Source organism: Rhodospirillaceae bacterium, from assembly GCA_002728255.1.
GTDB lineage: Bacteria > Pseudomonadota > Alphaproteobacteria > UBA7887 > UBA7887.
The window spans coordinates 154,499-167,941 of record PBWV01000019.1 but is presented as its reverse complement, the minus strand read 5'-3'; the positions used below and the strand labels follow the sequence as shown (position 1 = coordinate 167,941).

General features: G+C 49.9%; 12 protein-coding genes. 5 read left to right on the top strand and 7 right to left on the bottom strand.

Annotated features, from left to right (window positions below; translation table 11 throughout):
• Positions 1-9 precede the first annotated feature (9 nt).
• The 3 genes from CMM32_05295 to CMM32_05285 are packed head-to-tail and all read left to right on the top strand — an operon-like array spanning position 10 to position 4,128.
• On the top strand, positions 10-2,571 hold the full coding sequence (locus CMM32_05295; GenBank protein ID MBT06317.1) for a leucine--tRNA ligase: 2,562 nt from the start codon (positions 10-12) through the stop codon (positions 2,569-2,571).
• Entirely contained in the window at positions 2,558-3,079 is a 522-nt protein-coding gene (locus CMM32_05290; GenBank protein MBT06316.1) for a hypothetical protein, read from the top strand. The genes CMM32_05295 and CMM32_05290 overlap by 14 nt, the downstream gene beginning before the upstream one ends.
• The gene (locus CMM32_05285) at positions 3,076-4,128 is read left to right on the top strand and encodes a DNA polymerase III subunit delta (GenBank protein ID MBT06315.1); all 1,053 of its coding nucleotides are present in this window, start codon (positions 3,076-3,078) and stop codon (positions 4,126-4,128) included. Before CMM32_05290 ends, CMM32_05285 begins: the two co-directional genes overlap by 4 nt.
• Here CMM32_05285 and CMM32_05280 read toward each other — a convergent pair.
• The 6 genes from CMM32_05280 to CMM32_05255 form a co-directional block, all read right to left on the bottom strand.
• Entirely contained in the window at positions 4,119-4,988 is an 870-nt protein-coding gene (locus tag CMM32_05280; GenBank protein ID MBT06314.1) for a chromosome partitioning protein ParB, read from the bottom strand. The two genes, CMM32_05285 and CMM32_05280, sit on opposite strands and share 10 nt — an antisense overlap.
• 4 nt (positions 4,989-4,992) lie before the next feature.
• Positions 4,993-5,796, bottom strand: coding sequence for a chromosome partitioning protein ParA (locus CMM32_05275; GenBank protein MBT06313.1), 804 nt, complete (start codon positions 5,794-5,796; stop codon positions 4,993-4,995).
• The gene (rsmG, locus tag CMM32_05270) at positions 5,789-6,418 is read right to left on the bottom strand and encodes a 16S rRNA (guanine(527)-N(7))-methyltransferase RsmG (protein MBT06312.1); all 630 of its coding nucleotides are present in this window, start codon (positions 6,416-6,418) and stop codon (positions 5,789-5,791) included. Before rsmG ends, CMM32_05275 begins: the two co-directional genes overlap by 8 nt.
• A 29-nt stretch (positions 6,419-6,447) precedes the next feature.
• Positions 6,448-8,316 carry a tRNA uridine-5-carboxymethylaminomethyl(34) synthesis enzyme MnmG gene (locus CMM32_05265; GenBank protein ID MBT06311.1) on the bottom strand — a complete coding sequence of 623 codons (1,869 nt, stop codon included), beginning with the start codon at positions 8,314-8,316 and terminating at the stop codon, positions 6,448-6,450.
• A 170-nt stretch (positions 8,317-8,486) separates the two neighbouring features.
• On the bottom strand, positions 8,487-9,818 hold the full coding sequence (locus CMM32_05260) for a tRNA uridine-5-carboxymethylaminomethyl(34) synthesis GTPase MnmE (protein MBT06310.1): 1,332 nt from the start codon (positions 9,816-9,818) through the stop codon (positions 8,487-8,489).
• Between the two features lie 68 nt (positions 9,819-9,886).
• Positions 9,887-10,174 (bottom strand): ferredoxin, encoded by a 288-nt coding sequence (locus CMM32_05255; GenBank protein ID MBT06309.1) that lies wholly within the window; start codon positions 10,172-10,174, stop codon positions 9,887-9,889.
• A gap of 215 nt (positions 10,175-10,389) precedes the next feature.
• Between CMM32_05255 and CMM32_05250 the strand changes: the two genes are divergently transcribed.
• Both CMM32_05250 and CMM32_05245 read left to right on the top strand, forming a co-directional pair.
• Positions 10,390-10,851, top strand: a complete 462-nt coding sequence (locus CMM32_05250) for a cysteine methyltransferase (GenBank protein MBT06308.1) — start codon at positions 10,390-10,392, stop codon at positions 10,849-10,851.
• Positions 10,852-10,937: 86 nt separating this feature from the next.
• Positions 10,938-11,915 carry a quinone oxidoreductase gene (locus tag CMM32_05245; protein MBT06307.1) on the top strand — a complete coding sequence of 326 codons (978 nt, stop codon included), beginning with the start codon at positions 10,938-10,940 and terminating at the stop codon, positions 11,913-11,915.
• A 60-nt stretch (positions 11,916-11,975) separates the two neighbouring features.
• Here CMM32_05245 and rho read toward each other — a convergent pair whose 3' ends face one another.
• Positions 11,976-13,232 carry a transcription termination factor Rho gene (gene rho, locus CMM32_05240; protein ID MBT06306.1) on the bottom strand — a complete coding sequence of 419 codons (1,257 nt, stop codon included), beginning with the start codon at positions 13,230-13,232 and terminating at the stop codon, positions 11,976-11,978.
• Positions 13,233-13,443: the final 211 nt, after the last annotated feature.

Here is a 13,443-nt window from a genome sequence, read left to right as displayed (position 1 = left end):
CGAAACGTGATGGCGCGCTACAATCCCGCAAAAATAGAAAAGAAGTGGCAGGATTATTGGAGCGAGAATGAGGTTTTTGTCACCTCTCGGGACAACACGAAGGAAAAATATTACGTGCTCGAGATGTTTCCCTACCCCTCGGGTCGTATCCACATGGGCCATGTGCGAGTCTATACTCTGGGAGATGTTATAGCACGCTATAAAAAATCCAGAGGCTTTGATGTTCTTCACCCCATGGGATGGGACGCATTTGGCATGCCNGCTGAGAATGCGGCTGTGGAACANGGCATACCGGCCGCCGAATGGACCTGGTCGAATATTGAGACTATGCGCCACCAACTTAAGAGCATGGGCTTCTCGTATGATTGGAAGCGGGAGATTGCAACATGCTCCCCAGACTACTACCGCCAGGAACAAGCTATGTTCATAGACCTACTCGCAAAAGATCTAGCCTATAAAAAAGAAACATGGGTGAATTGGGACCCCATTGATAAAACCGTATTGGCAAACGAGCAGGTCATAGATGGACGCGGTTGGCGCTCCGGAGCCTTGATCGAAAGACGTCTACTTTCACAGTGGATGTTTCGAATTACTGCATACGCCCAAGACCTACTAGACTCTCTTGATAAACTAGAAGAATGGCCTGAATCGGTTCGGACCATGCANGCAAACTGGATCGGGCGATCAGAGGGACTTAATATTGAATTTGAGTTAGCGAACCATGATGACACCATCTCAGTTTTTACCACTCGACCAGACACCCTTTATGGAGCAAGTTTTATAGCTATAGCGCCTAACCATCCACTCGCTTGCCAGCTCGCGGGAAACAATCCAAAAATGCTGGGTTTTATTGAAACGTGCAACCGCTTAGGCACAAGCGAAGTTGAGTTAGAGAAAGCTGAAAAGTTAGGTTTTGATACTGGGCTAACGGCCAAACACCCCTTCAGTGACCAGAAGGAACTTCCCGTCTTCATAGCCAATTTTGTATTAATGAGTTACGGAACTGGGGCGATTTTCGGGTGCCCAGCACATGATCAAAGAGACATTGAGTTTGCAACCAAATATAAACTACCTATCAAAACAGTCGTGAAGCCCCCTGCGGACTTCCCCGACCCCGCCCTACCGCCTCATACAGCCTTTACGGGGGAGGGGTTAATGATCAACTCTGGTTTCTTGGATGGGATGACTATCGACCAAGCTAAGGCAGCCGTAGCANAGAAATTAGGGGACACAAATAAGGGGAAGCGCCAGGTTACCTATCGGCTCCGTGATTGGGGCGTATCGCGACAGAGATACTGGGGTTGCCCCATACCAGTCGTCCACTGTGACCAATGCGGCATAGTTCCAATTCCAAAAGATTCCCTGCCCGTGCTGCTTCCCGATGACGTAGCCTTTGATCAGCCAGGAAATCCCCTTGACCAGCATCCAACATGGAAACACACTACATGCCCAAATTGCGGCGGAAACGCTGAACGTGAAACGGATACCTTCGACACTTTTGTCGACTCATCATGGTATTTCTGCCGATATGCCTGCCCGGAATATAACCTGCCACTCGATCCAAAGGCTATGAAATCATGGTTGCCGGTGGATCAGTATGTTGGAGGTATAGAGCATGCAATCCTTCACTTACTTTATTCTCGTTTCTTCATGAGAGCGCTGGAAGACTGTGGATATGTTAGCTTTAAGGAACCCTTCACTGGCTTGTTAGCCCAGGGCATGGTGTGTCATGCAACTTATAAAGACGATTCTGGGTGGCTTTATCCCGAAGAAGTGGAGCAAACTGGAACGGGGAGCTGGCAACGCCGCGACAATGGTCGGGCTGTCCAGAGTGGCCGCTCCGAAAGTATGAGTAAATCTAAAAAGAACGTTGTTGACCCGGGGTCCATCCTAAAAACATATGGTGCAGATACAGCCCGCCTCTTTATGTTATCGGACAGTCCACCGGAGAGGGATATAGAATGGACAGAAAGTGGGATTGAAGGTGCTTGGAAGTTTGTTCAAAAATTATGGCGTATTGTTGAAAGTTGTGAACCTATTGGAACGCNGTCATCAAAACAACATCCTGAGGACCCTTGTAGACAAGCCCTACAATTACGAAAGCAGACCCACCAAACGATAACCACAGTTACCAAAGACATCGAAAGTTTCCGCTTTAATAGAGCGGTAGCTGGCATACGACAACTTACTAATTCAATAGTGGCATTTCAAGAAAATGGCCGTGGAGCCCAACAAGCGAAATATGAGGCTGTTGAAACACTCATTAAGCTTATAGGCCCTATGCTGCCCCACTTAGCCGAGGAAATGTGGGAGCGGTTAGGCTTGAGCCCTAGCCTAGTTCAAGAAAGCTGGCCTTTGCCCGACACGAGCCTGCTATCCTCCCAAACGGTGACAATGGCAGTACAAATAAATGGGCGGCTCCGAACAACAGTAACCATAGCCACAGATGTTACCCCAGACCTGGCCCAGGAAAAGGCGCTAGCAGATCCAATCATAAAATCACACATTGGAAACCGAGAAATCAAAAGGGTCGTGGTGGTGCCTAACCGTGTGATTAATGTGGTTCTGTAGACTAACCTTCGCTTTATTAGCCCTAGCGCTATTTTCTGGCTGCGGGTTCCAACCCCTCTACGGCGGCCGCCTAGGTGGATCAGTGCTAGCTGATTTGTCTTCGATAGAACTTGGCCCCCTAGAAGGGGTTATAGGCGTCCAGCTGCAAAACACTTTGCAGGATAACTTGCAACTCAATAACCGCAAAGCAAAGGCTCATACTCTTGCCCTAACCTACGACACAGCAAGTTATCCGATGATAACGGCCCGGGACAGTCAGATAAGTCGCTATACTATGATCCTGACCGTACACTACAAGCTTTTCGAAGTCTCTTCGGGCTCCATGGTCATGGCGGGTCACACTAGCGCCCATGCCAGCTACAACGTTATTTCAGATAATGTTTACGCGACCTTTGTCGCTGAGGAAGAAGCTTCTCTCCGCGCCGCAAAACAAATAGGTAGCCAAATTGCTAGTGTCTTGTCCCTTCACTTCGCCCGGGAGAAGCAACTGTCACGGGTCGGACGATGAAAGTACCCCCGCGAAATATCGACCAATTTTTAGGACAAGCCCAAACAGACTTCGGTGCAATATTACTGCATGGACCCGACAGAGGCCTAGTAAGAGAGCGGAGCGAGACTATAATAAAAAATATACTTGGGAGCCCAGTAGACCCCTTTCAACTTGCTGAAATCCCAGCGGAAAACCTAAGGAAGAACCCTGAGAATCTTGCACAAGAAGCCGCCACGTTACCCCTAACCGGCAACAATAAGGTCATCCGCGTCACTGATGCAGGGGATAAAGATCACAAAACCTTCAGGGATTTCCTATCCCGCGGCGACCCCAATTCACTTGTGATTGTCCTAGCCGGTGAGTTAAGGGGAACCTCCAGCTTGAAACGCCTATTTGAAAACACTACAAATTTGGCTTCCATCGGATGCTACCCTGATGAGGCCCATGATATACGCCGCTTGGTGCGCGAGTTTTGCGAGCGACATAATATTCGTTTGACCTCCGAAGCCCTAGAGTATTTAGCGTTACATCTAGGTTCAGATCGTATGGTCACCCGCCAGGAACTAGAAAANCTCGTGGTGTATTTGGGACCGGCAGAAGAAATTACGGAGGCCGACGCGATGGCTGTCATTGGCGATAGCGCGGCACATTCCCTGAATGTTTTTGCCATGCTTATGGCAGATGGTGACCAGCAGCAATTAATGAGAACATGGGCAAGCCTCAGGTTAGAAGGAATAAGCCCTATTCAGATGCTGCGCGCGACTTTACGGCACTTTCAGCGGCTTCATCAAGTTGTCACCAATGTGGCAGGCGGCGGGTCCCCCTCTGCCTGTATAAAAGCTCTTCGCCCGCCAGTACATTTTTCGGTCAGGAATTCCTTTGAGCGCCAAGTGCGAGCCTGGCCTACCGACAAATTAAGCCGAGCTATGTCGATTCTAGCCGAGGCAGAAGAGTATTGTAAAAAAACAGGCGGGATCGGCGATATTTTCAGCAGCATGGCATTTTTGAGGATTCTTAGCGCGGCCCGGAAGATTGCCATTACAAAACCACCTGGTCGTTACCACTGACCTCTTACTTTGGCTTCGATCTGCCTGAGCTCAGCAGGATTTGAGTAACGAATGCGTACTTCTCCACTTTGTCCTGAACCTTTTATCGAAACCTTCATGCCAAAAACTGTTGTCAGCGCACGTTCCAGGCTCTCAGTATCTGCACTGTTATCACCACCCGTCTGGCCACTGGCTTTAACGGCCCACCCTTTAGCTAATCGTTCGGCTTGCCGGACGCTTAGCCCCTTCTTCTTTACCATCCTCGCTACCGATAGCGGGTCATCCGCCGAAAGAATGGCCCTAGCGTGGCCTGCCTGCAACTCACCCAGCTCTACCCACTCCTGAACTTCATCTGGAAGATGCAGTAACCTCAAAGTGTTAGCCAAGTGGCTCCGGCTCTTACCAATCCTTTCAGCGACCGATGCCTGTGTGCCAGCAAAGTCCTCTATGAGCTTATGATAGGCACGGGCCTCTTCCATGGGGTTCAGGTCGTGCCTTTGAAGGTTTTCGACAAGAGCTATTTCCAGTGTTTCTCTATCTGTAAGTTGCCGAATAATTACCGGAACCTCATGGTATCCAGCCAGTTGGGCCGCTCTCCACCTCCGTTCACCTGCTACGATTTGGTACCTACCAGATAGCCGGGGGTCAGGCCGTGCTAAAATTGGCTGTAGCATACCATTGGCTGATATTGAATCCGCCAACTGCCTTAACTCAGCATCATCGAACGTCGACCGCGGTTGGCCTGGATTGGGCACCAATTGGTCGAGGTTAAGCTGGTCGGTGCCTGCCCTGCCTGCTTTAGGCACTGGCTCCGAGGAGACAGCATTTCCCAAAAGCGCGTCCAAGCCTTTCCCTAGCCCGCCACCACCTTTAATACTCATGACTTCACCCCACTACGTCTCGTTTACAAATTTCATTGACTAAGCGCATGTACGCCCTGGCTCCACTTGAGCGGTGGTCGTACAGTAAAATAGGTTTACCATGTGAAGGTGCTTCCGAGACACGGACGTTTCTTGGTATTATCGTATCATACACCTTAGATCCAAAGTGGGCTCGCACATCCTCTTCCACTTCCTTCGACAGCCTGTTCCTCTGATCATACATTGTTAAAAGTAANCCCTGGATTTGCAAACCTGGGTTAAAATTCTCCCTAACCCTCTGTACTGTAGTCATTAATTGGGACAGTCCCTCTAGGGCAAAGAATTCGCACTGCATAGGTATCAGAAGATTATTCACCGCTGTCATGGCGTTAAGAGTGAGCAAACCCAGGGATGGAGGACAATCAATAAGTAGCTCCTCATAATCAGCAAATACCGTCTCAAGGGCGGCCCTAAGACGNAAGGCTCGGTCGGGTTTATCTACCANCTCTAATTCCGCGCCTGTGAGGTGAATATCTGATGGAACTACCGACAACCCCGGCACCTCGGTTTCGATGGCAACCTGCCCTATGGTAGCCTCTCCCATCAGCACATCGTACATGGTCTGGGGTCTCTGGGAGGGCGGAATACCGAGCCCTGTGCTAGCGTTTCCCTGTGGGTCCAAATCTAATACCAAGACCCGCCGCTTTATAGCAGCTAACCCAGTGGCTAAGTTGATGGTCGTCGTCGTCTTTCCAACCCCTCCTTTTTGGTTGGCTACGACAGTGCCTACACCAAAACCAGGTGTAACCATTTGATTTACTTCAGACATTTATCTCCCTTATCTGAGATATTTCCAATATAGCTCCCGTTGGATTAGTTACGCTAGGATGCCGTACGACCTCAAACTCCCAAAACCTTGAGGCTTCCGCCAGCTCTCTTTCGAACCGACTGCCCCTCTGCAGCAACGCGACTCCTCCGGGCTTTACCCACCGGCCCGCGTCCCTCAACAGCTTGTTTAGTGGCGCAACCGCTCTCGCGGTCACTACATCCGCCTGATTTGGGCGCCCTACCTTATCAAACCGAGCCCTGGTAATCTCCACCCGTGTGTTAGTAGACATTGACACGCGCTCCAAGAACAAGCACTTCTTTCCATTACTTTCTATTAATTCTACGCCAGTTTGGCCCAAAATAGCGAGCACCATTCCTGGAAAGCCAGCACCGCTACCCAAATCTACCAGCCTAGAACATTCAGGCCCACAGATTTTTCTCAATTGTGCCGAATCAAGAAAATGCCGGTGCCATATATCGTGTATGGTACCAGGACCGATCAAATTAAATCGCTGTTGCCATTCCATGAGCAGGGAAACATAGGCCTTTAATCTCTCAAGAGTTTCACGTGAAACACCTGTAGCCGCCTGAAAGTCACTTGATCCAAAATCGGTTTGCGACACAAAATCCGCCTATTTCACTGAAAAGCCAACTAGGCAGCTGCCCCACCATGCCGACGGAGATGCACCATCAGTGCCGTAATTGCTGCCGGCGTAACGCCGGGCAACCGGGCAGCACCAGCTAAATTTTCAGGGCGGGCGAGCTGCAAGCTTTCTCTAGCTTCGTTAGAAAGGCTCCCCACCTTATGGTAGTTGAGCGTTGGTGGTATGGTTAACTCTCGGTCACGTTTATATGCCTCTACCTCAGCCCGTTGCCTAGAAAGATAAATTTTGTATTTAGCCTCTATTTCTATCTGATCAGCGGCACACCCGTCCCATCGTGCAACCTCCGGCCAGAGACGTTTAATTTCCTCCCATCCTAAATCCCTATAACCCAGCAGCTCCATTCCGTTCCTTTTCCGGCCATCCGCCCGAATTTTTAAGCCCTTCTTCCGCGCGCTCTCGGGGCTCAAAGTGAGAGATTCCAGAAAGCTGATAGCCTCCGCCAGCTGTTTCTCCCTTTCAGCAAACTTGCGAGCGCGGCCACTACCAACACAACCTTTATCAATCCCGGTTCCTGTCAACCGAAGATCTGCATTATCCGGGCGCAGAGCCAGCCGGTACTCCGCTCGAGAAGTAAACATCCGATAAGGCTCCGAAGCACCCAAGGTCACCAAATCATCAATCATTACGCCCAGCAAGGCATCCGCTCGATCAATAATCAACGGGTCCAAGCCCGAAGAGGCTCTAGCGGCATTTACTCCTGCCACTAACCCTTGCCCCGCTGCCTCCTCATACCCTGTTGTGCCGTTAATTTGACCAGCGAGGAAAAGCCCCGGGATTTTTTTTGTTTCCAGTGAAGAAAATAACTCCCGAGGATCCACGTAATCGTACTCTATAGCATAACCTGGCTGAACTATTTCTGCGTTTTCAAGTCCAGGTATTGTGGAAAGCATCGCCTTCTGGATCACCTCCGGAAGAGAGGTCGAAATCCCGTTAGGATAGACCCTATTACTCTTAAACCCTTCTGGCTCAAGAAATATCTGATGCCGTGATCGGTCAGCAAAGCGGACTACTTTATCCTCTATTGACGGGCAGTACCGGGGCCCGCGGCTTTCGATTGCGCCCGAATAGATAGGGGACCGATGTAAATTAGATTGGATTAGCTCATGGGTTGCAGGGGTAGTGCCCGTAATATGACACGAAATTTGTTGAAGACGCAGTGGAGGCCCAATAAACGAAAACCGCTTAGGGGGAATATCGCCACTCTGGGCTGGCAGCTTAGAATAATTGATCGAACCTTTTAACAAACGAGGGGGCGTTCCCGTTTTGAGCCGTCCCATTCTAAACCCTTGTTCCATAAGGGTTTTTGAGAGACCCTCAGACGGTTTCTCACCTAGCCTACCCGCAGAAACCGTTTTTTCCCCAACATGCAGCACCCCCCGTAAGAATGTCCCCGTGGTAATTACTACCTTGGAAGCGCCTACCTGATTGCCGTTATCCAAGACAACCCCACCCAACACTCCTCTCGCGTCAAAATATAAATCGTGGACCCCGACACCCCGAATAGCGAGATTCTCCTCGCAACGCAGCATCTCCTGCATGGCGCTCTTATAAAGCCCACGATCCATTTGAGCCCTCGGCCCCCGAACGGCAGGCCCCTTACTAGCGTTAAGTACCCTGAATTGTATACCGGCTTGGTCAGCGACCCGCCCCATAAACCCATCTAGCGCATCAATTTCCCGGACCAAGGTCCCCTTCCCAACACCGCCTATGGCAGGATTACAAGACATCTCACCAATATTTTCTGGTTTGTGGGTAACCAAAAGAGTCTTTGCCCCAACCCGAGCCGACCCAGCGGCCGCCTCGCAACCCGCGTGGCCACCACCGATTACGATTACATCGAAAAACTCTGATATCAAAGCTGGACACCCCTTTTTCTATCCTTATTACCTAACAAACTTAGGTGCCCCATTACAAGCCTTACCCCCACACTGACCAAGGTTAACGCGAAACCTATGGGAGGCCTAAAAGCGGTGGGCAATCCAAAGTTTAGGCAATTCTATAATAAATAGTTATCGCATTGAGCGCGTTATTTCCCAATGCAAAATTCAGAAAAAATCAAATCTAAAACATCCTCAACACCCACTCTTCCGGTTATCCGGCCTAGTGCAGAGCTGGCACTCCTTAATTCTTCTGCAACTAATTCTGGGTCATCGAGCCTACTTGCCCTATCTATGCTGGCGGCACAGGAGGTCAGGGCTTCCCTGTGTCGGGCCCGAGTTAGGACTGGAGCTTCGGTGTGGTCTGTAAGCACTTTCACTCGCCGGCTTAAGAAAGTCATGAATTCTTGTATCCCCTCCCCATTAGCACATGATACGAGGTGTGCGGCATGACCTTCGATTGATGCTGGCAATCTGTCTGATTTGACGGAATCCGCTTTGTTGAACACAACACAGCTGTTGTCCTGCAGCAAGGACAAGGTTGCTTGATCGAGTGCCGGATAAGTGGTCGCGTCAAAGACCAAGATTAGTATATCGGCCTTCTCCGCCGCCAGGTTCGCCCTTCGAATGCCTTCTCTCTCTACTGGGTTTCTAGCATCTCTGATCCCCGCCGTATCAGATATAGTCACGGGCAATCCTTCAAAATATAGCTGTGCCTCTATCACGTCTCTCGTCGTGCCCAACGATGGGTATACAATCGACACCTCCCTCCTGCAAAGGCGGTTGATCAGGCTAGACTTACCGACATTGGGAGCGCCAACTATGACTAGCCTAAGCCCCCGACGAACTATTTCTCCACGGCGCCCATCATCAAGGTGGCTGCTTAATTGCCTTAACAACACACCAAGGTTTGCGCGAACCTCCACAAGTAAATTAATCGGAACATCTTCCTCAACAAAATCTAGTGATGCCTCTACCCGGGCCTGCGATTGAACGAGTTCCGTTCTCCATCGCTCATACAGCTCTCCGAGTTCCCCGGATAATTGCCTCAGAGCCTGGCGACGTTGGGCATCTGTCTCAGAAGCCACTAAATCAGCCAGGCCCTCCGCAGCCGTCAGGTCAAGCTTACCATTTATAAATGCCCTCCGAGAAAATTCCCCCGGCTCCGCCAGCCTGACCGATGAATAGTGCCTGATAGCCTTGAGCAGGGCTTCGACTACGGCGCGCCCACCATGAAGGTGGAATTCAACCACATCCTCACCCGTAAAACTGTGCGGCTGTGGAAACCAAAGAACTAGCCCCCGGTCAATCAGGTCTCCATCCAAAGGAGAAAACACCGAACGATGGCTGGCTCTTCTCGGACTGGGGAGCGAGCCCACTAACCCCTCAAGAATATGCGAAGCACTCGGCCCAGAAAGCCTTATCACGGCCACGCCTGCCACCCCACCCCCGGTCGCCTCAGCGTAGATTGTTTCTCCCAGCCCAGTCGTCGGCAAGTCAGTGCCCCAAAACTCTCAAATCTAACACTTGGTTGGACTTAACAATAGTACTAGTCATTTTCGATAAGCAGGCGACCTACACGGCCGCCTTCTACCAAGTGAACTCGTAAAATCTCTTCTATATCCTCTTTACTTTCACAGCGATACCACACTCCCTCTGGATATATCACGAGCACAGGGCCACGTTCGCACCGATCTAGGCATTGGCTTGCATTAATACGGATGTCATTTAGTCCCAACTCTTTTGCGCGGTTTTTCATATATGCCCTCAACTCGAGGGAGCCTTTTTCCGTGCAGCATCCGCGGGGATGTCCTGCCGGCCTCACATTGACACACATAAACACATGGCTAAGGTAAAAATACGGCAGGTCTTCTTCTAACCTCGGCAAATCAACCACCTCTCACGAAGTTCCTACAAAAACACACAGGCCCAAGATAGGCTATAGAATCACCAAGGGCAACGAGACACGAGAAAGCACGTAGAAGATTAAAGAAGCCCGCCCGGTGATACAGGCCTCATAAGCAGATATACACGGAACCGAAAGGCGATACCATGTCTTGTTGCTTAACCATCCCAACACGGGTCGGCCTAATAGCCATATACGGGGCCTTATCTATAACAAAAATTAGGTGGACCAACCGGCCTAGGGTCAGCGATGCCGCTGAATTGCAAAAAGCCCGTGATCAGATCACAGATTACTTTAGGGGTACCCTCCGAAACTTTGACCTATCTCTCAACCCTTCAGGCACTGAATTCCAGCTGGCAGTGTGGGAGCGAATTCTATTAATACCCTACGGCACTACTTCAACCTATGGCGAGCTAGCCGATGAACTCCGGACAAGCGCTCGAGCCGTAGGCCGCGCATGTGCCACCAACCCAATTCCTTTGCTGATCCCATGCCATCGGGTCATATCTAAAAAAGGCGCACTAACAGGCTATAGCGGTGGTGGTGGACTCCAGACAAAGCGACTTCTCCTGTCATTTGAGAAAAATCAGGCCAGAGACCCCTCCTAACTTTTCTCGAACACTTACTTAAACCTTTGGACCCAATGAATGCGATCATGTAAATATGCGCCTATGTAAGTTGATGGAGGAATAGAATGAAGTGCAATGCGGTAGTGGCTCACGAGACTGGAGGCCCCGAAGTACTAAAGTGGGAGGTAGTAGACGTGGCAACCCCTTCTTCGGGCGAGGCTCTTATTCGGCACACTGGCGTGGGTCTAAATTTTATAGACGTTTATTTTAGGACAGGCCTGTATCCTTCGCCGTCTATGCCTATTTGTCCCGGTATGGAGGGAGCCGGTATAGTTGAAGCGGTTGGGGAAAACGTTGACGAGGTTTCGGTGGGAGACCGGGTCGCGTATGCTGGTATGCCAGTAGGGGCATATTCAGAATATCGGACTATCCCTTCCCATAGACTGATGGTAATTCCAGACGAGATTAGCGACGAAACTGCCGCCGCAATGATGCTTAAAGGAATGACCGTTGAGTACCTAATGGATAGGACCTACAAGGTGTCCCCCGGCGATACAATATTGCTACATGCGGCGGCAGGTGGTGTAGGACTGATAGCCTCCCAATGGGCAAAGGCCCGGGGAGCTACGGTGATTGGAACTGTCGGTTCTCGAGAAAAAGCCACTCTTGCAAAAGCCCATGGCTGTGACCATACAATCATCTACACTGAAGAAAACTTTGTGGATCGTGTTAAAGACATTACCCAGGGGATCGGTGTACCAGTGGTATACGACTCGGTCGGAAAAGACACTCTATTAGACTCCATAGAGTGCCTTAAACCGAGAGGCATACTAGTGAATTTTGGCCAATCATCGGGCAAGCTGGAGAATTTTGACCTAGCTGCACTAGCCAAAGGATCTTTTTATGTCACCCGTCCGTCACTAATGACATACACAACTTCACGGGCAGATCTTGAAACCAGCGCCAACACATTGTTCGACTTGGTAAACAATAACAAAGTCACCATACCTATTAACAACAGATATGAGCTAAAGGATGCTGCTCAGGCGCACTCAGATCTCGAGGGACGGCGGACCACCGGAACCACAGTATTTACCGTATAACAAAGGGAGTGGGCCCGAGGGCCGTTAGGGCGAGGTTAGTGGCCTGCCTAGGCTGTATAACTATGTGTTCATCGACTCAAAAAAATCGTCGTTAGACTTAGTATCTTTCAATTTATCCAGTAAAAACTCCATGGATTCCGTAACACCCATAGGCGTCAAAATACGACGCAAAACATACATCTTTGACAGCTCTCCCTTCGATACCAAAAGCTCTTCCTTGCGAGTGCCAGACTTGCCGATATCTATGGAAGGAAACGTCCTCTTATCAGCAAGCTTTCTATCCAACACTATTTCACTATTCCCGGTACCCTTAAATTCTTCAAAAATCACCTCGTCCATTCGCGACCCCGTATCTATGAGAGCTGTGGCTATAATGGTCAACGACCCGCCCTGTTCTATATTTCGGGCTGCCCCAAAAAACCTTTTAGGCCTTTGCAGGGCATTAGCATCTACTCCCCCAGTTAGCACTTTCCCTGAAGAGGGGATAACAGTGTTATAGGCCCGACCTAGGCGTGTGATTGAATCAAGCAAAATTACTACATCTCGCCCGTGTTCTGTGAGGCGCTTTGCCTTCTCGATCACCATCTCAGCCACTTGCACGTGGCGTCCCGCGGGCTCATCAAAAGTAGAACTTACGACCTCTCCGTCCACAGACCTCTGCATGTCCGTAACTTCCTCAGGGCGCTCATCGATAAGGAGCACCAACAGATAAACCTCGGGGTGATTAGCAGTTATAGAGTGAGCAATATTCTGCAAGACAACCGTTTTACCTGTTCGAGGCTGTGCAACAATTAGCGCACGCTGCCCCTTACCTAATGGGGCCACCAGATCTATAACCCGAGCAGTCATATCCTTCTCTTCCGAGTTTTCTACCTCAAGCCGCAACCACTTATCTGGATATAGCGGGGTTAAATTATCAAAATGAACTTTGTGCCTCGCGTTTTCCGGTTTCTCAAAATTAATCTCGCTGATTTTACGCAAAGCAAAATACCGTTCCCCATCCTTCGGTTGCCGGATTTCCCCGTCAACCGTATCGCCTGTTCTGAGGGCGAATCGTCGGATTTGATTAGGCGATACGTAAATATCATCTGGCCCTGGCAGGTAATTCGACTCAGGCGATCGTAGAAAACCAAATCCGTCCTGGAGGATTTCAAGAACCCCACCAGCCGAAATAACTATATCACTTTCTGCAAGCTGCTTTAGTATAGCAAACATCAAGTCCTGTTTGCGCAGCGTGCTAGCATTCTCTACCCCACACTCCTCGGCGTACGCCAATAATTCGGTTGGGGTTTTTTCTTTCAGCTCCTGCAGGTTCATATTTAACTCTTAAATGTTAAGTTTTATGGAGGTATTACAAGCCAACCACTTGTCTAGCAAATCACTTAGATTCCGCCCGCTCGAATGTCTTTCTTGGAAATTGCCACCAATCGGCAAAGAGAAAAAGGGAAAGTATGGCCTGTGCTGGTGCCTAGAGCGGTTTAGCACTCAATGGCGACACAGCACATTGTAACTAGAGTTTGGTGCATTC